The organism is Variovorax sp. YR750, from assembly GCF_900109805.1.
GTDB classification, from domain to species: domain Bacteria; phylum Pseudomonadota; class Gammaproteobacteria; order Burkholderiales; family Burkholderiaceae_C; genus Variovorax; species Variovorax gossypii.
Genome location: NZ_FOBJ01000030.1, coordinates 1 through 22,527 on the forward strand (window position 1 = coordinate 1; position 22,527 = coordinate 22,527).

Annotated in this window: 24 protein-coding genes; 11 read left to right on the plus strand and 13 right to left on the minus strand. The window is 69.0% G+C overall.

The genetic code is table 11. The features are described 5' to 3' along the window. The 5 genes from BMY35_RS38650 to BMY35_RS36625 form a co-directional block, all read left to right on the plus strand. Nucleotides 1-290 (plus strand): hypothetical protein (locus tag BMY35_RS38650; protein WP_218153047.1); only part of this gene is annotated, 290 nt, incomplete at its 5' end. Between the two features lie 19 nt (nucleotides 291-309). After that, complete coding sequence (locus tag BMY35_RS36610) at nucleotides 310-1,401, plus strand: hypothetical protein (RefSeq protein ID WP_143080831.1); 1,092 nt, start codon at nucleotides 310-312, stop codon at nucleotides 1,399-1,401. An 18-nt stretch (nucleotides 1,402-1,419) separates the two neighbouring features. Continuing rightward, a complete protein-coding gene (locus BMY35_RS36615; protein ID WP_093209902.1) occupies nucleotides 1,420-2,184 on the plus strand; it encodes a nuclease-related domain-containing protein in 765 nt (254 codons plus the stop codon). Nucleotides 2,185-2,188: 4 nt separating this feature from the next. Next, a complete protein-coding gene (locus BMY35_RS36620; protein WP_093209904.1) occupies nucleotides 2,189-2,878 on the plus strand; it encodes a response regulator in 690 nt (229 codons plus the stop codon). A gap of 37 nt (nucleotides 2,879-2,915) precedes the next feature. Next, nucleotides 2,916-5,303, plus strand: a complete 2,388-nt coding sequence (locus tag BMY35_RS36625; protein ID WP_093209906.1) for an LPS-assembly protein LptD — start codon at nucleotides 2,916-2,918, stop codon at nucleotides 5,301-5,303. Between the two features lie 161 nt (nucleotides 5,304-5,464). On the opposite strand, the gene BMY35_RS36630 is transcribed toward BMY35_RS36625, so the two are convergent. From BMY35_RS36630 to nac, 12 genes are all read right to left on the minus strand, one after another. Then, nucleotides 5,465-6,307: an ABC transporter substrate-binding protein gene (locus tag BMY35_RS36630; protein WP_093209908.1), complete on the minus strand. Its 843-nt coding sequence runs from the start codon at nucleotides 6,305-6,307 to the stop codon at nucleotides 5,465-5,467. Between the two features lie 47 nt (nucleotides 6,308-6,354). Next, the gene (locus BMY35_RS36635; protein WP_093209910.1) at nucleotides 6,355-7,089 is read right to left on the minus strand and encodes an amino acid ABC transporter ATP-binding protein; all 735 of its coding nucleotides are present in this window, start codon (nucleotides 7,087-7,089) and stop codon (nucleotides 6,355-6,357) included. A 44-nt stretch (nucleotides 7,090-7,133) separates the two neighbouring features. Further along, nucleotides 7,134-7,898: an amino acid ABC transporter permease gene (locus BMY35_RS36640; protein WP_093209912.1), complete on the minus strand. Its 765-nt coding sequence runs from the start codon at nucleotides 7,896-7,898 to the stop codon at nucleotides 7,134-7,136. Between the two features lie 34 nt (nucleotides 7,899-7,932). Next, nucleotides 7,933-8,634, minus strand: coding sequence for an amino acid ABC transporter permease (locus BMY35_RS36645; RefSeq protein ID WP_093209914.1), 702 nt, complete (start codon nucleotides 8,632-8,634; stop codon nucleotides 7,933-7,935). Nucleotides 8,635-8,679: 45 nt separating this feature from the next. Beyond that, nucleotides 8,680-9,432: an SDR family oxidoreductase gene (locus BMY35_RS36650; protein ID WP_093209916.1), complete on the minus strand. Its 753-nt coding sequence runs from the start codon at nucleotides 9,430-9,432 to the stop codon at nucleotides 8,680-8,682. Nucleotides 9,433-9,610: 178 nt separating this feature from the next. Further along, the gene (locus BMY35_RS36655; protein WP_093209918.1) at nucleotides 9,611-10,378 is read right to left on the minus strand and encodes a LamB/YcsF family protein; all 768 of its coding nucleotides are present in this window, start codon (nucleotides 10,376-10,378) and stop codon (nucleotides 9,611-9,613) included. A gap of 22 nt (nucleotides 10,379-10,400) precedes the next feature. Next, on the minus strand, nucleotides 10,401-10,784 hold the full coding sequence (locus tag BMY35_RS36660; protein ID WP_093209919.1) for an acetyl-CoA carboxylase biotin carboxyl carrier protein: 384 nt from the start codon (nucleotides 10,782-10,784) through the stop codon (nucleotides 10,401-10,403). Nucleotides 10,785-10,789: 5 nt separating this feature from the next. Continuing rightward, nucleotides 10,790-11,779 (minus strand): 5-oxoprolinase subunit C family protein, encoded by a 990-nt coding sequence (locus BMY35_RS36665; RefSeq protein WP_093209921.1) that lies wholly within the window; start codon nucleotides 11,777-11,779, stop codon nucleotides 10,790-10,792. After that, a complete protein-coding gene (gene pxpB, locus BMY35_RS36670; protein WP_093209923.1) occupies nucleotides 11,776-12,432 on the minus strand; it encodes a 5-oxoprolinase subunit PxpB in 657 nt (218 codons plus the stop codon). Before pxpB ends, BMY35_RS36665 begins: the two co-directional genes overlap by 4 nt. Then, entirely contained in the window at nucleotides 12,429-13,784 is a 1,356-nt protein-coding gene (accC, locus tag BMY35_RS36675) for an acetyl-CoA carboxylase biotin carboxylase subunit (RefSeq protein WP_093209925.1), read from the minus strand. Before accC ends, pxpB begins: the two co-directional genes overlap by 4 nt. Nucleotides 13,785-13,797: 13 nt before the next feature. Continuing rightward, nucleotides 13,798-14,232 (minus strand): acetyl-CoA carboxylase biotin carboxyl carrier protein, encoded by a 435-nt coding sequence (locus tag BMY35_RS36680; RefSeq protein ID WP_093209953.1) that lies wholly within the window; start codon nucleotides 14,230-14,232, stop codon nucleotides 13,798-13,800. A gap of 140 nt (nucleotides 14,233-14,372) precedes the next feature. Beyond that, nucleotides 14,373-15,311, minus strand: coding sequence for a nitrogen assimilation transcriptional regulator NAC (gene nac, locus BMY35_RS36685; protein ID WP_093209927.1), 939 nt, complete (start codon nucleotides 15,309-15,311; stop codon nucleotides 14,373-14,375). A gap of 143 nt (nucleotides 15,312-15,454) precedes the next feature. Between nac and BMY35_RS36690 the strand changes: the two genes are divergently transcribed. Next, entirely contained in the window at nucleotides 15,455-16,693 is a 1,239-nt protein-coding gene (locus BMY35_RS36690; RefSeq protein ID WP_093209929.1) for an aspartate transaminase, read from the plus strand. A 25-nt stretch (nucleotides 16,694-16,718) separates the two neighbouring features. After that, on the plus strand, nucleotides 16,719-17,390 hold the full coding sequence (locus BMY35_RS36695) for an RraA family protein (protein ID WP_093209931.1): 672 nt from the start codon (nucleotides 16,719-16,721) through the stop codon (nucleotides 17,388-17,390). Between the two features lie 113 nt (nucleotides 17,391-17,503). Here BMY35_RS36695 and BMY35_RS36700 read toward each other — a convergent pair whose 3' ends face one another. Continuing rightward, nucleotides 17,504-18,439, minus strand: coding sequence for a LysR family transcriptional regulator (locus tag BMY35_RS36700; RefSeq protein WP_093209932.1), 936 nt, complete (start codon nucleotides 18,437-18,439; stop codon nucleotides 17,504-17,506). A gap of 112 nt (nucleotides 18,440-18,551) precedes the next feature. Here BMY35_RS36700 and BMY35_RS36705 point away from each other — a divergent pair, with 112 nt between their 5' ends. From BMY35_RS36705 to BMY35_RS36720, 4 genes are read left to right on the plus strand one after another with little or no spacing between them, the layout of a single operon-like run. Further along, complete coding sequence (locus BMY35_RS36705) at nucleotides 18,552-19,490, plus strand: dihydrodipicolinate synthase family protein (RefSeq protein ID WP_093209934.1); 939 nt, start codon at nucleotides 18,552-18,554, stop codon at nucleotides 19,488-19,490. A 49-nt stretch (nucleotides 19,491-19,539) separates the two neighbouring features. Next, nucleotides 19,540-20,511: a Bug family tripartite tricarboxylate transporter substrate binding protein gene (locus BMY35_RS36710; RefSeq protein ID WP_093209936.1), complete on the plus strand. Its 972-nt coding sequence runs from the start codon at nucleotides 19,540-19,542 to the stop codon at nucleotides 20,509-20,511. Beyond that, nucleotides 20,501-21,211, plus strand: a complete 711-nt coding sequence (locus BMY35_RS36715) for an SDR family NAD(P)-dependent oxidoreductase (RefSeq protein ID WP_093209938.1) — start codon at nucleotides 20,501-20,503, stop codon at nucleotides 21,209-21,211. Before BMY35_RS36710 ends, BMY35_RS36715 begins: the two co-directional genes overlap by 11 nt. 39 nt (nucleotides 21,212-21,250) lie before the next feature. Further along, on the plus strand, nucleotides 21,251-22,417 hold the full coding sequence (locus BMY35_RS36720) for a mandelate racemase/muconate lactonizing enzyme family protein (RefSeq protein ID WP_093209940.1): 1,167 nt from the start codon (nucleotides 21,251-21,253) through the stop codon (nucleotides 22,415-22,417). Nucleotides 22,418-22,527: the final 110 nt, after the last annotated feature.

Genomic DNA, 22,527 nt, shown 5'->3' on the forward strand with positions numbered 1-22,527 from the left:
CGAACAACGTGACTGACGATTGGGCAGAAGCCAGGCCGCAGACGGCCAGGGCAGCGAATGCCGTGAGGGTTTTCTTCATTCAGGGTTCTCCAGTTTCAGGTCTGATGCGGCCGCTCGGTATCGACCGGCTGCATGCATGGTTTCGCCCAATTCGGGAGGAATTTGGTGGTTCGGCTTTCCGCTGCACCGAGTGTTGTGTGCGTACATCACACCTGTGCCGCACGCGCGCACAGGGCTGTTGCACGGTCCTTCAAATTTCTCCCAGATCGCCTGAAAAGATGCGCTCATGAAGAAGCTGGAGACCCTGGCGTGAAGCGCTCAAGAATCCTGACAGCGGCAGTGTGCGGCGCGCTGGCCATCGCATGCGCCAGCACGAGCATCGCGATGGTCCACTCGACCTCGGTGCTCGCCGCGGGCATGTTCGTCGACCACGACAAGGCACGCACCCGGGCCCGCGTGGACACGCAGTCGTGGTGGGCCGGGTTCGAAGACCCCGCGATGGACAAGCTGATGGCCGCATCGCTCGGAGGCAACGCGGAAGCGGGCATTGCCGCCACATACATCGCGCTCAAGGTGAAGACGCTGGAGCTCGTCTACCTCGAGAACACGCGCTCGGCCGTCGAGCGGCAGACCTCGCTCATCAAGGGCAGCGCGCTGCCGCACGACGATTTCGCGAAGCAGCTCGCGCAACGGCAGGCCGGCGCGCAATCGACCATCGAGAAGCTGAAGGCCCAGCGCGCGAGCTACATCGCCTACCTGGCAAGGCAGTGCCGCATGTCGGAAGCCGCGCTCCAGGAGATGCTCGCCGACGCGCTGCAGGACAAGTCGCTGCCGCGCTTCGCGGCCGAGGTGCCGCGCGAGCTGCCGATGGCCGTGCTCGCCAACAGGAACGACATCAATCTCGCCGCCGCGCTCTACGACGCGGATCCGTCGGCGATGCCCGCGGGCACCATCGACGCCGCGGCAGAGGAGGCACGGGACATCGAGGTGCCCGGCAAGCCTCTCTACGCGCATGCGGTCGCGCAGGCACGCGAGCAGGTGGCCGAGGCGCTGCAACGGCTTCAGATGCAGAGCGACATCGCCAACACCGCATACGCGCGCGTCGTGAATGCGCGAGCGGGCTTCGAGTCCTCCAAGCAGCGCCGCGACCGCGGCGAGATCTCCGAAGTGCAGCTCATGGAGGACTACCAGGGCCTGCTGCTCGACCTGCACGTGCTGGCCGCGGCCAACGGAGAGCTTGCGCTTGCATGGGTCGTCCTCATGGGAAGCATCGGAAGCGGTGCGTCCATCGACACCGTGGCGGACCTGCAGGCCGGGCAGAACGAACAGGCCGGGCAAGGCGGACAAGCTGGGCAAATGCCGTTTCTGCACAAAGTCTCCCGAAAGTTGCGCAATCCTTGAGATTCGAAGGAGCTCTACATGACCACTGCCCTGCACAAAGTTCCGACCCGCCCCGTGCTCACGCTGGCCGGCCACGGACACAAGAAGCCGGACGCCGTCGCGCCCACGCACCGCATCTGCTCCCCTGAAAGCGAGTCCGCGAGCAGCACGGCAACCACGCTGGCCATCCAGCAGCTCGCCGCCGCCTTCCAGCCGGCCTTCGGTCGCATGCACGTGCTGCGCGACCTCGTCATCCCGATGTACGAAGGCAGCGCCGTACCCACGGCGCGCTTCGACGTCGCGCTGGTGTGCGAGGCCGGCGTGTACCTGTTCGAGGTGAAGGGCTGGCGCAACGCGGTGGTGTACCGCAAGACCTCGGCCCACACGGTGCCGCGCTGGTTCCTGCGCCAGCATGGGCATTCGCTGGCGCGCGAGGTGAAGGACCCTGCCTGGCAGTGCGGCCGCAAGACCACGCACCTGCGCAGCCTGGTGCCGTCGGACCTGCGGGTGCAGTATTTCGTGCTGCTGCCCTTCGACGGCGTGGAGCTCGAAGGCGTGATGCCCAGCGTCGTCATCACGCCGCAGGACCTGCCCTACATCGCGCGCGTGGCGCGCAACAACGGGCGCACCGAGCAGGGCTACCCCATGCTCGACAACGCCGCCATCGACCGCACGCTGCAACTGCTGACCGACCTGCAGGGCGACCTGACGGTGGACGACCACATGCGCAACTGCCGCGACCGCAACACGCACGCACCTGCACCCGTCAGGCAGGCGCACCCCGGTTCACTGAAGCTGCAATGACGCGATGAGCCGCATCCTGCTGGTGGAGGAAGGGCAAGACGCCGCCTCGGTGCTGCTGGACGAGTTGCGCCGCGCCGGGCACGAAGCCGAGCACATCGAGGACGGCGCGGTCGCGCTGCACCGCATCCTGACTTCGCCGCCCGCGCTGACCCTGCTCGACGTGGAACTGCCGCGCGTGAGCGGCCTGCAGATCCTGGAGAAGATCCGCGCGCGCAGCGACCACCCGATCATCATGCTGACGGCGCGCGCGCAGGAGTCCGACCGGCTGCGCGGCTTCGATCTCGGCGCGGACGACTACGTGTGCAAGCCCTTCTCGCCGAGGGAAGTCGTGGTGCGCATCCACACCGTGCTGCGCCGCTGCGCGCAGCGGCGACACGTGGCCCGCCCTTCGATGCCGATCACCTTCGGCGCGGTGCGCGGCTGCGCGATCCTCGACGGGCACTACCTGCCGCTGACGCGCCGCGAATCGCTGCTGCTGCGCGCGCTCTCGCAGGAGCCGGGGCGCGTGCTCACGCGCTCGAAGCTGCTCGAGGCCGCGTTCCCGGAGGCGCTGGACGTCAACGAGCGCGTCGTCGACACGCACATCAAGAACCTCAGGAAGAAGCTGGCCACCGTCTCGGCCGCGCACGACTGGATCCGCTCGGTCTACGGCGTCGGCTTCGCATGGGAATCGCAGGCCAGGCAGGACGCCTGAACGCGCCGGCCTCCTTCCGGACCATTCTTCTCTTCACATGAAACTACGCTGGCGCGGCTTTCCGCTGCCGCCGATGGTGCTGCTTTCGCTGCTGATGCTGCGTTCGCACTCGGCCTCGGCACAGGACGACGCATGGACCGAGGCGCCGATCACGCTGCGCCGCACGCCCGAGCTGATCGAGACGATCCCGCCGGCCGAACGCGGCATGCGCCCGAGCATCGTCGACGGCGACCGGCTCAGCGGACGCCCCGACCTCGAAGTGACGGTCGAGGGCAATGCCTCGCTGCGGCGCGGCGACACGCGCATCACGGCCGACCGCCTCGAGTACCGGCCGCCGGCCGACATCGCGACCGCCACCGGCAACGTGCACCTGAACCAGGCCGGCAACGTGTACGAGGGCCCCGAGCTGCGCCTGAAGGTCGAGAGCTTCGAGGGCTTCTTCGACCACGTGCGCTACACCCTGCTGGCCAACGGCGGGCACGGCGAGGCCGAGCGCATCGACTTCGTCGATCCGAAGGTTTCTGTGGCGCGGCACGTCACCTACACCACCTGCCTGCGCGAGAACCGCCCGGGGTGGATGCCCGACTGGATGCTCAGCGCGGTCACGATGACCACCGACAGCGACACCAACCTCGCGACCGCCACCGACGCGCAGATCACCTTCCTGGGCGTGACCACGCCCTCCATTCCGTCGGTGACCTTTCCGCTGAGCAACGCTCGGCAGAGCGGCCTGCTGCCGCCGGTGATCGGCTTCGACACCACCAACGGCTTCGAGTACCTGCAGCCGTACTACTGGAACATCGCGCCCAACCGCGACCTCACGCTCTACCCCGAGCTCATGACCAGCCGCGGCATCAACGTCGGCACGGAATTCCGCTACCTGGAGAAGAACTACAGCGGCCAGATCCGCATCGACGAGATGCCCAGCGACAGCCTGCGCGACCGCAACCGCTGGGGCCTGTGGGCCAAGCACGACCAGAAGCTCGACCCCAAGCCCTTCGGGCTCGATTCGCTGAGCACCTCGTTCAACATCAACCGCGTAAGCGACGACGACTACTGGCGCGACTTCTCGCACTCGCCCACGCTCACCTCGCGCACGCTCACGAACGAGGTCGACCTCAACTGGAGCAAGGGCGACTGGAGCGGGCAGGCGCGCACCCTCTCGTACCAGACGCTGCAGTACGCCGCCTCGCCGATCACGCCCTCGTACAACCGCGTGCCGCAGATCACGGCCAACTACAACAAGTACGACTTGCACGGCTTCGACGTGTCGGGCACGCTGGACTACTCGCGCTTCGAGATCGACTCGGCCTACTCGCCCACGCTCAACGGCATCAAGCAGCCAAACGGCGAGCGCATGGTGGGCAACCTGCAGATCAGCCGGCCGTGGGTCACGCCGGGCGGCTACGTGATTCCGAAGCTGCTGCTGCACACGGCCTCCTACCAGCTCGACTCGCCGCTGGCCAGCGGCGCGACCTCCATCAGCAGCGTGGTGCCCACGGTGAGCCTGGACAGCGGACTGGTGTTCGAGCGCGACACCAGCCTGTTCGGCAGCGCATGGCGCCAGACGCTGGAGCCCCGCGCCTTCTACGTGCGCACGCCCTACCGCGACCAGAGCCAGCTGCCGGTGTACGACACGGCCGCCAACGACATCAGCTTCGCCACGCTGTACACCGAGAACGCGTTCTCTGGCAACGACCGCATCTCGGACACCAACACGCTGACCACCGGCGTGACCACGCGCCTGATCGACCCCGTCACCGGCGCCGAGTCGGCGCGCTTCGGCATCGCGCAGCGCTTCCGCTTCAGCGACCAGAACGTCACGCTGCCGGGCGGCACCGCGGTGACCGACCGCTCGGGCGACTTCATCCTGGGCGGCCAGGTGCACTGGAATCCCAAGTGGAGCATCGACGGCCTGGCCCAGTACAACATGGACACCGGCAAGAGCACGCGCGACGCGCTCACGCTGCGCTACACGCCGGCGCCGTATCACACCCTCACCGCCGCCTTCCGCTATCAGGCCGACAGCAGCACCACCGCGAACGACGGCACGAAGACGGTGGACTTCAACTGGCAGTGGCCGCTGAGCGAGCTGACCAGAGGGCTCTTCGGCGAAAGAAAACCCGGCGACCCGGGCCGCTGGTATGCAGTGGGCCGGCTGAGCTACAGCCTGCACGACCGCGCGATGTCGGACAGCCTGATCGGCGCCGAATACAACGCCTGCTGCTGGGTGGGCCGCGTCGTGCTCGAGCGCCTCGTCTCGGGCCGGACCAGCCCCGACACCCGGCTGATGTTCCAGATCCAGTTCAACGGCTTCGGCAACATCGGCTCGAACCCGACGAGCACGCTGCTGCAGAACATACAGGGCTACAAGCCGCTGAACACGCAGACCGAGGAACCAAGCCGCTTCACAAATTACGACTAGGAAGCTCCCCCAGGCTTCGCTCACTTCGTGTGCTTCGCCACCCCCCCCTCTCCGAGGGGGCAACACCAGCGGCCCGGCAAAGCCGGTTCCGCGGTGTTCCTGGCCTTGGCCGCTGCGGTTTCAAACTTCGCGGGCCTTGCTGCGTGCGCGGCGCCGGAGACTCAGGGCAGCATTTCGAACTTGAGCTCGGCCAGCGGCGTGACCTTCTCCTCGCGCACCATCTTGTACTCGGTGTTCGGGCCCAGCCACTTGGCCCAGATGCGGTCGAGCTCGCCCGACTTCTCCAGCGCATAGAGGGCGGCGTTCACCTTGGACAGCAGCACGGGCTCGTCCTTCTTCATGCCGATGCCCACGGGCTGCAGCACCATCGGCTCCTTGATCATCTTCAGCGCCACGCCTTCGGTCTTCGACTGGTTGACCAGCTTGGTGATGGTCATGGTGTTGGCGACCATGCCGACCGACTTGTTCTGCTGCACGGCCATGAAGGCCGAACCCGTGTCCTGGAAGGTGACCGGCTCGGAGCCGTTCATCTTGATCGACAGCTCGGAAGTGGAGCCCTTGGTCGAGCTCAGGCGCTTGCCCTTGAAGTCTGCCTTGGCGGTGCCGGGGTCGGAGGCCTTCACGGCCAGCATTTCCTTGGCTACGTAGTACGGGTCGCTGAACTGGATCTGCTCGCCGCGGCTCTTGGTGTAGGCCAGGTTGGCCACGGTCACGTCGACGCGGCCGAGCTTCACCTCGGGCACGCGCGCTTCCACCGACAGCGGCGTGACCTTGGCGGTGAGGCCCAGCTCCCTGGCCAGCGCGTTGCACAGGTCGACGTCGTGGCCCACCATCTCGCGCGTCTTCGGGTCGGGCGCGGCGAAGGGAGGAACGTCGGCGAAGGTGCCGCACTTGAGTTCCTTGCGCTGGCTGATGTCGCTCCACTGGTCGGCGTGCACGAGCAGCGAGGCCGTGCCGAGGAAGGTGCCGATGGCGGCAAGGCGGAAGACGGTCTTTTTCGACATGGTGGACTCCTGGGGGATTGCGTGGAACTGAACGAAGGAAGACGGATTCAATGCGCGCGCAGGTCCGACAGGAAGCGCTGCGCGCGCGGATGCTGCGGACTGCCGAAGAAGGTGGCGGGGTCGGCCTTCTCGAGGATGCGCCCCGCGTCCATGAACCAGATGCGGTCGGCCACCTCGCGGGCGAAGTTCATCTCGTGCGTGACGCACATCATGGTCATGCCGTCGTTGGCGAGCCCGCGCATCACCGACAGCACCTCGCCCACCATCTCGGGGTCGAGCGCGCTGGTGGGCTCGTCGAACAGCATGGCCGGCGGCTCCATCGCCAGCGCGCGGGCGATGGCCACGCGCTGCTGCTGGCCGCCCGAGAGCTGCGCGGGATACGCGCCTGCCTTGTTCGACAGCCCCACGCGCTCCAGCAGCTGCCCGGCCTTGGCCTTCGCGTCGGCTCGCTTCACGCCAAGCACGCGCATCGGCGACAGCATGATGTTCTCCAGCACGGACAGGTGCGGGAACAGGTTGAAGCTCTGGAACACGAAGCCGATGCGGCTGCGCAGCTTGTTCAGCGCCGCGCTGCGCATGGGCGCGTGGATGTCCTGGCCGTCGAACAGCAACTGGCCCGACTTCACTTCCTCCAGCCGGTTCACGGTGCGGATCAGCGTGGACTTGCCGGAGCCCGAGGGCCCGCAGACCACCACGACCTCGCCCTTCTTCACCTCGGCGTTGATGTCGGCCAGCGCCTGGTAGTCGCCGTACCACTTGTTGATGTTGGAGAACAGGATCATGGTGTCGTCCCTCGCGGGCGATGGGTGTGGAACAGGCGTCGCGGTCATGGCTGGGGCGCCGCCATCGGCGAAGGAAGCGGCGTGCCGTCCGCGGCCGCGGCTTGCGCCTGCGCTGCGCCGAGCCGCTTGTGCGCGATGCGCCGCTCGAGCCACTGCGTGAGCTGCGTCAGGCTGAAGCAGACCACGTAGTAGGTCATCGCCAGGATGAAGAACACCTGGAAGGGCTTGGTCAGAAGCTGGTTGTTGATCTGGTTGGCCGCGAAGGTGAGCTCCTGCACGTTGATCACGTAGCCCAGCGTGGTCTCCTTGATGGTGGAGATGAACTGGCTCAGCATGCTGGGCAGCATGTTGTAGAGCGCCTGCGGCAGGATCACGAACCACATGGTGCCCAGGTGGCTGTGGCCCAGCGCGCGCGCCGCCTCGGTCTGCCCCTTGGGCAGGGCCTGGATGCCGGCGCGCACCACCTCGGAGAGATAGGCACCCTCGTAGATCACCAGCGTGCACAGCATGGTGGTGAAGCCCGACACGTCGCGCCCGATGAGCAGCGGCACCAGGAAGTAGACCCACAGGATCACCATCAGCAGCGGCACGCCGCGCACCACGTACACCAGCACGGTGGCGGGCCAGCGCAGCAGGCGCCAGGGCGACAGCCGCGCCAGCGCGAGCAGCACCGACAGCGGAAAGGCCAGCACGATGCCCAGCACCGAGAGGATCAGCGTGGCGACGATGCCGCCGAGCGGGCCGTTGGGGTACTGGCCGACCAGCAGCAGCAGCCAGTTGTCGCGGAGGATTTCGTAGACGCTGTACATCGTGGCCTCTGGCTTCTTCTGTTCTTTCTTCCGCTTACCTTGCGCCTGCGATGCGGTAGCGCCGCGACAGCCATCCGCCCACGGCCATGATGAGCAGCGAGCACACCAGGTAGAGCACGGTGGCCACGCTGTAGGCCTCGAAGGTGCGGAAGCTCTGGCTCTCGATCTCCTTCACCGCGTGCGTCAGCTCGGCCACGCCGATGGCCATGGCCAGGCTGCTGTTCTTGAAGAGCGACACGCTGTGGTTGACCAGCGCCGGCACCGCGTTGCGGATGGCCTGCGGCAGCATCACGTGGCGCATGGAGCCGATGTAGCCGTGGCCGAGCGCGCGTGCCGCCTCGGCCTGCCCGGCCGGGATTGCGCGCAGGCCCGAGCGCATGTCCTCGCTGAAGTAGGCGGCCTGGCACAGGCCCAGCGCGACGATGGACAGCAGCCTCTCTGCGTTGTTGGCCGACAGCCAGCCCTGCAGCGCGTCGGGCAGCAGGCTGAAGATGCCGAAGTACCAGAACATGAGCTGCACCAGCGTCGGCACGTTGCGGTGGTAGGAGATGTAGCCGGCCACCACGCGCTCGGCGATGCGGCTCGGCGTGAGCCGCACCACCAGCAGCACGATGGCCATGGTCATGGCGAGCAGCCAGGAACCGGCCGCGATCCTCAGCGTTTCCAGCAGGCCATGCAGCAGCATGTCGCCGAACTCCGGCTTCAGCAGGATGGCAAGCAGGTCGAAGTCTTTCATGCGCCGGTTCCTTTGCCTTGCCTGGATCGGATGCGTTCGTGCCGCTCAGGCCCGTGGCGTTTCGGGCCGGGTGGTCGAGAGGCCGCCGGGCACCTGCAGCGTGGGCGTGATCTCCATGTGGCCGACGTTCACCGCGATGGGCGCCGAGATCGCGAAGGCGATGGCGTTCGCGATGTCTTCCGCCTGCGGCAGCTCGAAGCCCTCGACGAAGCGCTTGTAGGTGTCCTCGGAGTCGCCGTGCACGTGCGCGAAGATGTCGGTGGCCACGCGGCCCGGGCAGATCTCGGTGACGCGCACGCGCTTGCCGAAGCAGTCGATGCGAAGCTGGCGCGAGAGCATGCTCACCGCCGCCTTGGTGGCGTGATAGGTGCTGTTGCCGCCGAAGTTGTAGGCGCCCGCGATGGAGCTGATGTTGACCACGTGGCCGCGGTCGCGCGCCGCCATGCCGGGCACCACGAGCCGGCACAGGTGCAGCACCGCGCGCAGGTTCACGTCCACCAGCAGGTCGATGCCTTCGGCGTCGGCCTTGAGGATGGAACCGGGTCGGTCCACGCCGGCGTTGTTGACCAGCACGTCGAACTCGACCTCCTTCGCGAGCGCGGTGATGCCCGCGATGTCGCTCACGTCGATGGCGTGCGGAATGCAGCCGGTGCGCGCGGCGAGGTCGGCCAGCTTGTCGGCGCTGCGAGCGAGCGCGTGGACCTTCAGGCCCTCCTTGCTCAGGCGCTCGACGACGGCTGCGCCGATGCCCGAGGAGGCTCCGGTCACCAGTGCGGTCTTGTAGTCGGAAAACGGCATGTTCTGTTCTTTCGTCGGGTGGCAGATGGCTGCCTGGAATTCACTGTAGCCAGCGCCTGTGCGCTGCGCCAAGACGGATTGGCTGTGGAGCGATAAGCCCCCCTTATGTCGCCCGCGATCCGTGCATATGACTAAGGGTAAGCACCATGTTCGTGCCCCGGTGCATCGAAGCGGCCGGTCAGTCGTTCGCCTGCCTGGAGATGGGTACCACGCGCCCGGCCTGCTCGACCACGCCGCGCACGGCGCGCGCCAGTTCGACGGCGCCGGGCGTGTCGCCGTGCAGCAGGATCGAATGCACGCGCATCGGAATCTTCTTGCCGGTGACGCTGGTGACGGTGCCGTCCTCCAGCAGCTGGCGCACGCGCGCCAGGACCGCCTCGCGCTCGTGGATCACGGCGCCGGGCAGCTTGCGCGGCACCAGCAGGCCGTCGTCGCCGCAGGCCCGGTCGGCCAGGAAGGTCCTGCGCACGCGCAGGCCGCAGCGCCCGGCCGCGTCCTCGATGGCGCGGCTGGCGGAGGTGCTGACGGTGAGCGAAGGATCGAAGTCGGCCACCGCGCGCACCAGCGGCTCGGCCAGGGCGGCATCGGCGGCTGCCATGTTGCCGAGCGCACCATGGAAGCTCATGTGCGTCATGCGGTGGCCCGCCGTGCGGGCCATGCCGTCGAGCGCGGCGAGCTGGTAGAGCACATAGGCCACGAGCTCCTTCGTCTCGATCTGCATCTGCCGGCGGCCGAAGCCCATCAGGTCCGGAAAGCCCACGTGCGCGCCCACGTCCACGCCGCGCTGGCGCGCCATGCGCACCGTGCGGTCCATGATGACCGGGTCGCCCGCGTGGAAGCCGCAGGCCACGTTGGCGGAGGAAACGATGTCGAGCAGCGCTTCGTCCTCGCCCATGCGCCAGGGGCCGAAGCCCTCGCCGAGGTCTGCGTTCAGGTCGATGTCCATGGGGGTGTCCTTCTCTTGTTCGTCAGAGCGGGTGCAGCTCGAGCAGCGGCGTGCCGTAGCCGACGGCTGCGCCATCGGCCACATGGACGCCATCGACGATGCCTGCCTGCGGCGCGGCCACCGGCAGCAGCAGCGGGCCGATCTTCAGCAGGCCGACGGTCTGCCCGGCCTCCACGCGAGCGCCGATTCGGACCAGCGGCGCGGTCGCGAGCGGGTGGCCGTGCAGGAAGACGCCGAGCGAGGGGGCCTTGACCGGCACGGGCTCGACCTCTTCCTCGTCCTGCGGCAACTCGACGACGTCGTCGCCCCGGCGCCCGAGGCGCAGCGTGCCCTCGGGCGTGCGCAGCTCGAGCAGGCCGATGTCGGTGCCTGCCAGCCAGGCGGCGAGTCGGGAAACGTCCTGCATGCCGTTCAGTTCCTGGCGGCGGGCGCGCCGCGATGCAGTTCCACCATGCGCGCGACCTTGTCGAGCCAGGCGCGCACCTCGTCGAGGGCATCCAGCGCCTCGTCCCAGGTGGTTTCGATGAAGCGGATGCGGCTGCCGATGGGCGCCTGGCCGAGGCGCCACATGTCGGCCTCGATCACGGTGCCGAACTTGGGGTAGCCGCCCGAAGGCTGGGCGTCGCGCATCTGGATGATGGGCTGCCCGTTGTGCGGCACCTGGATCACGCCCGGCACGATGCCGTGCGAGCGCAGCTCCATCGGCGCGATCGGCCGCAGCGCCTCGCCTTCAAGCCGGTAGCCGTAGCGGTCGCTGTGCGGCGTGATCTTCCATTCGCCGGCCCAGAAGGCCTCGCGGGAGGACGGCTCGAAAGCCGCGTACTCGGCCGCCGGCAGCACGCGCACGGCCATCGCGCCGTCGCGCTCCAGCGGCAGCGCGAGCGCGGGCGGCACCAGGCCGAAGCCGGTGCGGCAGGCGCCGGCCGCGCCGGCCGCGCGCAGCAGGTCGCCCCGGCGCAGCGCGCGCCCCTCGTGGCCGCCGAATGCGCCGCGCAGCTGCGTGCTGCGCGAACCCAGCACCTCGGGCACGTCGATGCCGCCGGCCACGCACAGCACCGCGCGGCTGCCGCGCTGCGCGCCGCCTTGCGGCAGTCCCAGCGTGAGCACCTGGCCGGCGCGCGCCTGGTGCACCCACCAGGGCAGCAGGGGCTGGTCGTCCAGGCGGGCAGCGCAGTCGGCGCCGGTGAGCGCGAAGGCGCAGTCCTCGTCGAAGAGCACCTTGAACGGAAACACCGGTATCTCGACGGCCGCGGCGCCGAGCTCGTTGCCCAGCAGCAGGTTGCCGGCGGCCAGCGCGAGGTTGTCCATGGCGCCCGAGGTGCCGACGCCCCAGCGCAGGCTGCCGGTGCGGCCCAGGTCCTGCACGGTGGCGAGCGCGGCGGAGGAAAGGATCTCGATCATCGGACGATGCCCTCCACGCGGAAGCGGATCATGTCGCCGGGCTGCAGCGTCGCGGGCGGATCCTTCGCGGGATCGAAGAACGCCATCGAGGTGCTGCCGATGGTGTTCCAGCCGCTCGGGCCGGCCGATGCCGACACGCCCGTCTGCGCGCCGCCGATCGACACCGCGCCGCCCGGGATGCTCAGCACCGGCGTCTTGCGACGGGGCGTGGCGATGCGCGGGTCCATGCCGCCCAGGTAGCAGTAGCCGGGATGGCTGCCGAGGGCATACACCGGATAGAGCGGCGCGCTGTGCAGCTCGACGATGGCCTCGATGCCCAGGCCCGTGTGCGCCATCACATCGGCCATGTGCGGGCCGCCCTCGCCGCCGTAGACCACCGGAAGCTCGACGACGCGGCCTTCGCGCCGCATGGCGGTGGCCGCGTCCCAGGCCTCGCACAGGCGTGCGCGCAGCGCATCGAGGTGGCGCGGCGCCCGGCTGAAGGTGAGCATCAGGTTGTTCATGCCCGGCACGGCCTCGCGCACCTCGGGCCAGCTCTCGGCCTCGTGCGCCAGGGCCCAGATGCGCTGCTGAGAGGGCAGGTTCATGCCGCCGGGCGCCTCGAAGAGCAGCGCGGTCGTGCCAAGGAGGCTGATGGATGGTGCCGTGCTCACGCCGCGCTCCTTTGCTGCAGCCAGCGTTCGAGATGATGGATGTCGACGCCGCCGGCGGCGAAGCCCTCGTCGCGCAGCAGCGCGCGATGCAGCGGCACGTTGGTGGCGATGCCCTCCACGCGCGTCTCGGCCAGCGCGAGGCGCATGCGGTCCAGCGCGTCGGCGCGGCTCGCGCCGTGCACGATGAGCTTGGCGATCATCGAGTCGTAGTACGGCGGCACGCGGTAGCCCGCGCCCGCATGCGAGTCGACGCGCACGCCGAATCCGCCGGGCACCTGCCAGCCGGTGATGCGGCCCGGCGCGGGCGCGAAGGTATCGGGGTTCTCGGCATTGATGCGGCACTCGATGGCATGGCCTTGGCAGCGCACGTCGGCCTGCGCGATCGACAGGCGCTCGCCGCGGGCCATGCGCAGTTGCTGCTGCACGATGTCGATGCCGGCGGTCATTTCGGTCACGGGGTGCTCCACCTGCAGGCGCGTGTTCATCTCGATGAAGTAGAAGGCGCCCTTCTCGTAGAGGAACTCGAAGGTGCCGACGCCGCAGTAGCCGATCTGCCTGCACGCGGCCGCGCAGCGCTCGCCCACTTCGGCCAGCAGCGCCTCGTCGATGCCGGGCGCGGGCGCTTCCTCGATCACCTTCTGGTGGCGCCGCTGCAGCGAGCAGTCGCGGCTGCCCAGCCACACGGCGTTGCCGTGGCTGTCGGCCAGCACCTGGATCTCGACATGACGCGGGTGCAGCAGGAACTTCTCGATGTAGACCTCGGGGTTGCCGAAGGCCTGGCGCGCTTCCTCGCGGGTGAGGGCCATTGCGTCGAGCAGCGCGGACTCTTCGTGCACCACGCGCATGCCGCGACCGCCGCCGCCGCCCGCGGCCTTGACGATGACGGGGTAGCCGATCTCGCGTGCCAGCGCCTGCACGGCGGCGGCATCGTCCGGCAGCGCCTCGTCGGGTCCGGGCACGCAGGGCACGCCGGCCTTGCGCATCGCGCGCTTGGCCGAAACCTTGTCGCCCATGGTGCGGATGCAGGCGGCGCTGGGGCCGATGAAGACGAGGCCGGCTTCCTCGCAGCGCTGCGCGAAGCCCGCGTTCTCCGAAAGGAAGCCGTAGCCGGGATGAATCGCCTGCGCGCCGCTCATCTCGGCAGCAAACAGGAGGGCCGACTGATTGAGGTAGCTCAGGCCCGGCGCGGCGGGGCCGATGCACAGCGCCTGGTCGGCCTGCGCGACGTACATCGCGTCGCGGTCGGCCTCCGAGTGCACGACCACGGTGCGCAGGCCGAGGCCACGGCAGGCGCGCTGTATGCGCAGCGCGATCTCCCCGCGGTTGGCGATGAGGACGGTGTCGAACGGCATCGCGCGTGCCTCCTCATTCGAAGCGGAACAGGGGCTGCCCCGCTTCCACTTCCTGGCCCGATTGCACGAGCACCTGCCGGACGGCGCCCGCACGGTCGGCGCGGACCTCGTTGAACATCTTCATCGCCTCGATCACGCACAGCATCTGGCCGGCTTCCACCGCCTGCCCCGCTTGCACGAAAGGAGGTTCGCCCGGGGCGGGCTGGAGATGCACCACGCCGTGCAGCGGCGCGAGGCATTCGTCACCGGCAGGTGCCGGCGCCGCCGCTTCCTCGACGGTCCTCTTCGCCGCCTTGCGGGCGACGGCCGGCGTCCGCGCGACGGGCGCGGCCCCCAGCGCAGCCAGCTTCACCAGCCGCAGCGTGCTGCCGTTCTCGCTGTACTCCAGCTCCGCCAGGTCCGATGCGGCCAAAGCGTCGATGAGCGTCTTGATCTGTTCCTGCTTCATGCCGGTGGCTGTGATGGCCGACGCGCTCCGCGAGCGCGTGACGGCATGCATGAAAGGTAACGGGCCGCGAGCCTGAAGCCAAAGACGGTTTGGCTGTGCCGGGATAAGGGCGCCTTATGACGCCCACCGATACGCCAGCGTCACGGCAGCGCGGCGATCTCGGGCTCGGGCGTCGACGCGACGGTGCCGGCCAGGTCGGCCACCAGTTCGAGCAGGATGTCTTTCACCGCCTGCGCGGGCTCCGACAGCGGCAGGTGGTCGGACTGGCACAGCGCCAGCGGCGCCTCGATGACCGGATCGACGATCGGGAACTGCCAGGCGCCGCAGCTCGCCACCACCTCGCGCGCCATCGACGCCGGCAGGATGGTGGCGCCCAGCCCGTCGGCAATGGCCGCCGTGAGGGTGAAGGCCGATTCGATCTCTGCCACCACGCGCGGCACCATGCCCGCGCGCACGAAGGCCGCGTCCACCAGCTTGCGCACCACGTTGTAGGGGCGCGGCAGGAAGAGCTCGATGTCGCGCAGGTCGGCCAGCTTCACCGGCTGCGAGGGAGCGGGCATCGACGCGGGGCCGACCAGGAAGAGCGGCTCCTTCAGCAGCGGCAGGAAGGTCAGCCCGTGGATGGCCTTGTCGCCGTACAGCACGGCCAGGTCCATCCGGCCGTTCATGATGAGTTCGCTCAGCGTAGTGCCGTAGTTCTCGTTCAGGTAAAGCAGGATGCCCGGGTGCCGCGCACGCACGGTGCGAAGCAGCGGCAGCGAGAGCGCCGAGGCGGCCGTGCCCGGCGCGAGCCCCACCGACACCTGGCCCGAGAGCCCCTCTCCGGCGGCCTCCATGTCTACGCGCGCCTGCTCGCACTGGCGCAGGATGATCTGCGCATGGCGGTACAGCACCTTGCCGGCCTCGGTGGGCGTCACGCCGCGCTTGGTGCGCACCAGCAACTGCTGCCGCACTTCGCCTTCGAGCGTGGCCAGTTGCTGGCTCAGCGCGGGCTGGGCTATGAAAAGAACCTCGGCCGCCTGCGTGAGGCTTCCGATGTCCACGATCTTCACGAAATATTTGAGGCGTCGCAGGTTCACGCCTTGTCCCCAAGCAAAAGCCAAGCCTAGCACCGGCCCCGCGCGACGGATATGGGTGCTCACCATGAGTCATAAGCTGCGCCTATACGACCAGTGCAATCTCGTCTTGGCCTCGCGGGAGCGATGTGCGTACCGTTCGGTCCATGCAAGCCACTACCTCCAGCGCCGACTCCAACGTTGCCTCCCGCATTGCCGCCCGCGTGCGGCGCATCAAGCCCTCGCCCAGCACCTCGGCCGCCGACCGCGCCAACGAGCTGCGCAGGCAGGGCAAGTCGATCGTGAACCTCGTGGTGGGCGAGCCCGACTTCGACACGCCCGCCCACATCCGCCAGGCCGCGGCCGCCGCCATCGAGCGCGGCGCCACCCGCTACACGCTGATGGCGGGCACCGTGGAGCTGCGCGAGGCCATCGTCGCCAAGCTGCAGCGCGAGAACGGCCTGAGCTACGCGATGAACGAGATCATCGCCACCAGCGGCGCGAAGAGCGCGATCTACAACGCCTTCGCGATCACGCTGGAGCCGGGCGACGAGGTGATCATTCCGGCGCCCTACTGGGTGTCGTACCCCGACATGGTGCTGGCCTGCGAGGGCACGCCCGTCACCGTGGCCTGCCCCGAAGCGAACGGCTTCAAGCTGACGCCCGCGCAGCTCGAGGCCGCCATCACGCCGCGCACGCGCTGGCTGCTCATCAATTCGCCGAGCAACCCGACCGGCGCGAGCTACACCGCCGCCGAGTACCGCGCCCTGGCCGAGGTGCTCGGACGCCATCCGCAGGTGATGGTGATGACCGACGAGATCTACGAGCACATCCGCTTCGACAGCGAGCCGCTGCCGCACATCCTGGCGGTGGCGCCATCGCTGCGCGACCGCACGCTGATCGTGAACGGCGTCTCCAAGACCTACGCGATGACGGGCTGGCGCATCGGCTACGCGGCCGGGCCGGTGGACCTCATCAAGGCGCTGGACACGCTGCTCTCGCAATCCACCGGCAACTGCTGCTCGGTGAGCCAGGCGGCCGCTGCGGCAGCGCTGAATGGCGACCAGAGCTTCGTGGCCGAAAGCGTGGCCGTCTACCGGCAGCGGCGCGACCGCACGCTGGCGCTCGTCAACGACATTCCCGGCCTGAGCTGCGCCACGCCGCCCGGCGCCTTCTACCTGTACATCAACTGCGGCGGGCTCATCGGCAAGAGCACGCCCCAAGGCAAGCGGCTGCAGGAAGACGGCGACGTGGTGATGTACCTGCTCGAGAGCGAAGGCGTGGCCGTGGTGGCGGGCACGGCATATGGCCTGTCGCCCTACTTCCGGCTTTCCATCGCCACGTCGCTCGAGACGCTGGAAGAAGGCTGCAGGCGCATCGCGCGCGCCGTGGCCGCACTGCGCTGAAGACTTCACGACCAGGACGATCCCCATGCCCTACAAAGCCATTCGCAAGAACCCGTCGGCCCCGCAGGTGGCGGCGCACATCCTCGCCGCGCTGCAAGACATTCCGGTCGCCGCGCTCAGCGACAACCTGCACCGCAACATCGGCAGCGTCGGCCTGCAGCCCTACCACCGCCCCGGCCACAAGACCATGGCGGGCACGGCCGTCACCGTGAAGACGCGCGGCGGCGACAACCTCACTCCCATGCGCGCCTTCGAGTTCTGCCGGCCCGGCGACGTGCTGGTGATCGATGCGGGCGGCGATGTCACCAACGCCGTCATCGGCGGCATCCTGTCGTTCTATACCGCGACCATCGGCACCGCGGGCCTGGTGCTCGACGGCGCGATCCGCGACGTGGCCGAGATCCGCGAGCGCGACTACCCGGTGTACGCGCGCGGCGTGAACCACCGCGGCCCCTACAAGGACGGCCCCGGCGAGATCAACGTGCCGGTGTCGGTCGGCGGCATGGTCGTGAACCCGGGCGACATCGTGGTGGGCGACCAGGACGGGCTGCTGGCCTTTTCGCCCGACGAGGCCGAGCTGCTGATCGAGAAGGCCCGCGCGCATCTGGAGACGGAAGCGCGCACCATCCAGGCGATGAAGGAAGGCCGATGGGACCGCTCCTTCCTGGACGCGCTCGAAGCTCGCTGCATGAACTAGAACTCCCCCAGGCTTCGCGCACTTCGTGTCGCTGCGCCTACCCCCTCGCCGGGGGCGACACCTGCGGCCCGGCAAAGCCGGTTCCGCGGTGTCCCGCGAACAAGCGGGGCCAATCAGGCGGCTGAGGTGCTTTCGCTGACCAGCGCCCACAGCGCCTCGGCCACCGGCGCCATCTGCGCCTGCTGGCGGTACAGCCGAATGTCCACCGGCACGCGCCAGCCGCCCGCGCCGGCATCGGCCAGCGCGCCGTTACGCAGGTCATCGGCCACCAGGCTCATCGGCAGCCATGCCAGGCCGCGCCCCTCCAGCGCCATGGTGCGCAGCAGCGCGGCATGGTGGGCCGTGAAGACGATCGACAGCGACGCGGCGAAGTCCTTGCCGAACTCGCTGTCCTGCATGGCCCGCATGATCCGGCCGAGCCCCGAAGCCTCGCTGTAGGCGAGCACGGAGGGCGATCGGCCCTCGCCCAGCGCATGCTGCGGCGCGCCTTTCGCGTCGGGTGCGCTCACGGGCACCAGCACGTCCTCGCTCAATCGCTGCACCGGGTACTGCGCCTCGTCCAGCCGGCCGGGCGCACCCGCATGGCCGTGGCACAGCACGAACTGCACGCGGCGCTGCAGCATCAGGTCTTCGCAGGCGTACGAGCTGTCGGAGATGGTCTGGATCGGCCCCATGCTCAGGCTCGACTCCACGCCCGCCAGCCAGCGCGGGAAGAAGGTCAGCGAAAGCACGTGGGTGGCGGCGAAGCTCAGGCTGGCCGCCGCGAGGTCGTGCGCGGCACGGGCCTTGATGCGCGCGGCCTCCAGGCCCGCCAGCGCTTCCTGCAGCAGCGGCTGGAAGCGCTTGCCCGCCGCCGTGAGCGCGGTGGGATGCGCGCTGCGGTCGAACAGGTCGACGCCCACCCATTCCTCCAGCGAGCGGATGTGCCGGCTGAAGGCGGGCTGCGCGATGGAGCGCGCCTGCGCGGCACGCGAGAAATTGCCGGTCTCGGCCAGGGCCAGGAAATCTTCCAGCCATTCGAGGTCGAGCGGTCGGTTGCCGGGGCCCATGCGCTGCGCGATCGGTTGAATAGTTGTATGCGATTCGAGTATTGGACGGCCCGTGCCCCGCCGGCAAAAGATGCACCCATTCCTGCAACTTGAACCATCACGGAGACAAAGCATGCCTTCCATCGCGAATTATCGCGGGATCATCCCCGCCATTTCCTGCCCCTTCACGAACGACCACCGCATCGACGAGCCGGCGCTGCGCAAGCTGGCCTCGTGGCTGGCCGGCCACGACGGCGTGGTGGCGATCATGACCAACGGCCACACCGGCGAGGTGTTCTCGCTCACGCCTTCGGAGCGTGCCGAGGTGACGCGCATCGTCGCCGACGAGCTGCGCGGCCGCATGCCGGTGATCTCGTCGATCGTCTGCGAGGGCCTGGCCGAGGCCGCCGAGCATGCCCGCGCCGCCCAGGCCGCCGGCGCGGTGGCGCTGGACGTGATGCCGCCGCACCACTGGCTGCGCTTCGGCTTCACGCCCGGCCATGCGCTGCAGTATTTCGAGGCCATCCACCGCGCCGCGCCGGAGCTGGACCTGGTCTGCCACGTATACCCGGCATGGACGCGCGCCTCGTACTCGTCGCAACTGCTGGCCGAGCTGGCGCGCCTGCCCTACCTGCAGGCCTTCAAGGTGGGCCAGCGCGACATGAACAAGTACGCCCGCGACATCCAGGCGATCCGCGAGGCCGATGCCTCGAAGGCCATCCTCACCTGCCACGACGAATACCTGCTGGCCTCGATGGTGCAGGGCGTGGACGGCGCGCTGGTCGGCTTCGCGACCTTCATCCCGCAACTGATCATCGACCTGTGGAACGCGGTGAAGGCCGGCGACCTGAAGAAGGCGATGGCGGTGCAGGCGCTCATCACGCCGCTGAAGGACGCGGTGTACGGCGGCGGCGAACCCACCGGCGAGGCCCACGCGCGCATGAAGGGCGGCATGTACTTGGCCGGCGTGCTCGAGAACGCTACGGTGCGCCCGCCGACCGAGGCGCCGAACGCGCGCGAGATGGACGCGCTGCGCGCCGCCGTCGAGCAGGCCGGGCTGTCGAAGCGCTGAGCCCACGGGCCATGGCGCCCGATCGAGAAAACACAAGGAGACAAGAGACATGCAACGCAAGCACTTCCTGCGCGCCACCCTGGCCGCCCTCGCGCTGGCAGCCGCATCGACCGCCGGCTTCGCCCAGAACTGGCCCAGCCGCCCGGTGCGCATGGTGATCCCGTTTCCGCCGGGCGGCACGCTCGACACCATCGGCCGCCTGCTGGCGCAGAAGCTCGGCGAGCAGACGGGCCAGAGCTTCATCGTGGAGAACCGCGCGGGCGGCAACGGCGTGATCGGCGCCGACGTGGTGTCGAAGGCGCCGGCCGACGGCTACACGCTGCTGTTCAACGCCTCGACCTTCACCACCGCGCCGATGACCATGAAGTCGGTGCCCTACGAGGTGGTGAAGGACTTCACCCCGGTGGCGCTGGTGGCGAAGGCGCCGCTGTCGGTGGCGGTCAACAAGAACCTGCCGGTGAACGACGTGAAGTCGCTCATCGCGTACGCCAAGGCGCACCCGGGCAAGATGACCTTCGCGGTGGGCTCCATCGGATCGGCGGGGCACCTGTCGACCGAGCTGCTCAAGCGCGCGGGCGGCGGGCTCGACTACCTGATCGTGCCGTACAAGGGCACGGCGCCGGCCTTCCAGGACCTGATCGGCGGGCAGATCGACGGCTTCATCGACCCGATCCTCGGCTCGCTGCAGTACCACAAGAGCGGCATGCTGAAGGTGATCGCCGTCACCTCGGCCACGCGCGCGACCAGCCTGCCGAACGTGCCCACGGTGGGTGAAAGCATCCCGGGCTACGAGTTCTACAGCTGGTACGGTCTGTGGGGCCCGGCGAAGCTGCCGGCGGCCATCACGCAGCGGCTGAACGCCGAGGTCAACAAGGCGCTGGGCACCGACATGCGCGAGACGCTGAACGCGCAGGGCCTGCTGCTGACGCCGGGCAGCGTCGAGGACTTCTCGAAGTTCCAGGCCGAGGACATGGCGCGCTCGAAGAAGATCATCACCGAGGGCAACATCCATGTCGAATGAGTCCGCCACGGCGCCCCATGCGGTGGTGACGGGCAGCAGCGGCGGCATCGGCCGCGCCATCGCCTCGCACCTGCTGGAGGCCGGCTGGCGCGTGAGCGGCGTCGACCTCGCCGCGCCGACGCTGTCCTCCCACGCAGGCTTCACGCACACGGCGGTGGACCTGTGCGATGCCGATGCCATCGCGCGCGTCGCCGCCGCGCTGCAGGATGCCGATGCGCTGGTGCATGCGGCCGGCGTGCTGCGCGTCGGCGAGCTGGGCTCGCTCGACCATGCGGGTGGCGAGCTGATGTGGCGCCTGCACGTCGACGCGGCCACGCGCCTGGCCGACGCGCTCGTGCCCGCGATGGCCGCGCGCGGCAGGGGCCGCGTGGTGTTCGTCGGCAGCCGCGTCGCGCAGGGCCTGCCCGGGCGCGGCCAGTACGCCGCGACCAAGGCCGCGCTGATCGCGCTCGCGCGAAGCTGGGCCGCGGAAGTCGCAGCCCGGGGCGTGACCGTCAACGTGGTGTCGCCCGGCGCGACGCAGACCTCGATGCTGCAGGACCCGGCCCGCGCGGGCAGCGCGCCGCGCATGCCGCCCATAGGCCGACTGATCCAGCCCGGGGAGATCGCCGCGCTCGTGGGCTTTCTTCTCTCGCCGCAGGCGGCGGCCATCACGGGGCAGGACGTCGCCATCTGCGGCGGTTCGTCGCTGCACCGCTGAACAACCTTTTCGCTTCTTTCTCATCCCCGGAACCCGACCATGAAAATCGTCAACATCCTCGAATCCACCCGCCCCATCAAGTCGGACATCCGCAACGCCTACATCGATTTCTCGAAGATGACCCTGAGCCTCGTGGCCGTGGTCACCGACGTGATCCGCGACGGCAAGCCGGTCATCGGCTATGGCTTCAATTCGAACGGCCGCTACGGCCAGGGCGGGCTGATCCGCGAGCGCTTCCTGCCTCGCCTGCTGGAGGCCGAGCCCGCTTCGCTGCTCGACGAGACCGGCGACAACCTCGACCCGCACAAGATCTGGGCCCGCATGATGATCAACGAGAAGCCCGGCGGCCACGGCGAGCGCTCGGTGGCCGTGGGCACCATCGACATGGCCGTGTGGGACGCCACCGCCAAGATCGCAGGCAAGCCGCTCTACCAGCTGCTGGCCGAGCGCTACGGCACCGGCAAGCCCGACCCGCGCGTGTTCGTCTACGCGGCCGGCGGCTACTACTACCCCGGCAAGGGCCTCGAAGGCCTACAGCGCGAGATGACCAGCTACCTGGAGCGCGGCTACTCGGTGGTGAAGATGAAGATCGGCGGCGCAACGCTCGCCGAAGACTGCGAGCGCATCGAGTCGGTGCTGAAGATCCTCGGCCCCGGCCAGCAGCTCGCGGTGGACGCCAACGGCCGCTTCGACCTGCAGACGGCCGTCGACTACGGCCGCGCCCTCTCGCAATACCCGCTCTTCTGGTACGAGGAAGCCGGCGACCCGCTCGACTACGAACTGCAGGCCAAGCTCGGCGAGGTGTACGCCGGCCCGATGGCCACGGGCGAGAACCTGTTCTCGATGCAGGACGCGCGCAACCTCATCCGCCACGGCGGCATGCGCCCCGACCGCGACTGGCTGCAGTTCGACTGCGCGCTGAGCTACGGCCTCGTGGAGTACCTGCGCACGCTCGACATGCTGAAGGAGAACGGCTGGTCGCCCTCGCGCTGCATCCCGCACGGCGGCCACCAGATGTCGCTGGCCATCGCAGCCGGCCTCGGCCTCGGCGGCAACGAGAGCTACCCCGACCTCTTCCAGCCCTATGGCGGCTTCCCCGACGGCGTGAAAGTGGACAACGGCTACGTCACCCTGCCGCCGCTGCCCGGCATCGGCTTCGAAGGCAAGGCCGACCTCATCTCCGAGATGCGAGCCCTCGCCGCCTGAACAAGCGCGGCCCATTCGCGGGACACCGCGGAACCGGCTTTGCCGGGCCGCAGGTGTCGCCCCCCGGCGAGGGGGGTTGGCGAAGCGACACGAAGTGCGCGAAGCCTGGG

Bases quoted from the DNA above. Each gene is read 5' to 3' on its own strand.
- BMY35_RS36615 (WP_093209902.1), top strand. From the start codon at position 1,420: ATGACCACTGCCCTGCACAAAGTTCCGACCCGCCCCGTGCTCACGCTG.
- BMY35_RS36620 (WP_093209904.1), top strand. From the start codon at position 2,189: ATGAGCCGCATCCTGCTGGTGGAGGAAGGGCAAGACGCCGCCTCGGTG.
- BMY35_RS36625 (WP_093209906.1), top strand. From the start codon at position 2,916: ATGAAACTACGCTGGCGCGGCTTTCCGCTGCCGCCGATGGTGCTGCTT.
- BMY35_RS36630 (WP_093209908.1), bottom strand. From the start codon at position 6,307: ATGTCGAAAAAGACCGTCTTCCGCCTTGCCGCCATCGGCACCTTCCTC.
- BMY35_RS36635 (WP_093209910.1), bottom strand. From the start codon at position 7,089: ATGATCCTGTTCTCCAACATCAACAAGTGGTACGGCGACTACCAGGCG.
- BMY35_RS36640 (WP_093209912.1), bottom strand. From the start codon at position 7,898: ATGTACAGCGTCTACGAAATCCTCCGCGACAACTGGCTGCTGCTGCTG.
- BMY35_RS36645 (WP_093209914.1), bottom strand. From the start codon at position 8,634: ATGAAAGACTTCGACCTGCTTGCCATCCTGCTGAAGCCGGAGTTCGGC.
- BMY35_RS36650 (WP_093209916.1), bottom strand. From the start codon at position 9,432: ATGCCGTTTTCCGACTACAAGACCGCACTGGTGACCGGAGCCTCCTCG.
- BMY35_RS36655 (WP_093209918.1), bottom strand. From the start codon at position 10,378: ATGGACATCGACCTGAACGCAGACCTCGGCGAGGGCTTCGGCCCCTGG.
- BMY35_RS36660 (WP_093209919.1), bottom strand. From the start codon at position 10,784: ATGCAGGACGTTTCCCGACTCGCCGCCTGGCTGGCAGGCACCGACATC.
- BMY35_RS36665 (WP_093209921.1), bottom strand. From the start codon at position 11,779: ATGATCGAGATCCTTTCCTCCGCCGCGCTCGCCACCGTGCAGGACCTG.
- accC (WP_093209925.1), bottom strand. From the start codon at position 13,784: ATGCCGTTCGACACCGTCCTCATCGCCAACCGCGGGGAGATCGCGCTG.
- BMY35_RS36680 (WP_093209953.1), bottom strand. From the start codon at position 14,232: ATGAAGCAGGAACAGATCAAGACGCTCATCGACGCTTTGGCCGCATCG.
- BMY35_RS36690 (WP_093209929.1), top strand. From the start codon at position 15,455: ATGCAAGCCACTACCTCCAGCGCCGACTCCAACGTTGCCTCCCGCATT.
- BMY35_RS36695 (WP_093209931.1), top strand. From the start codon at position 16,719: ATGCCCTACAAAGCCATTCGCAAGAACCCGTCGGCCCCGCAGGTGGCG.
- BMY35_RS36700 (WP_093209932.1), bottom strand. From the start codon at position 18,439: ATGGGCCCCGGCAACCGACCGCTCGACCTCGAATGGCTGGAAGATTTC.
- BMY35_RS36705 (WP_093209934.1), top strand. From the start codon at position 18,552: ATGCCTTCCATCGCGAATTATCGCGGGATCATCCCCGCCATTTCCTGC.
- BMY35_RS36710 (WP_093209936.1), top strand. From the start codon at position 19,540: ATGCAACGCAAGCACTTCCTGCGCGCCACCCTGGCCGCCCTCGCGCTG.
- BMY35_RS36715 (WP_093209938.1), top strand. From the start codon at position 20,501: ATGTCGAATGAGTCCGCCACGGCGCCCCATGCGGTGGTGACGGGCAGC.
- BMY35_RS36720 (WP_093209940.1), top strand. From the start codon at position 21,251: ATGAAAATCGTCAACATCCTCGAATCCACCCGCCCCATCAAGTCGGAC.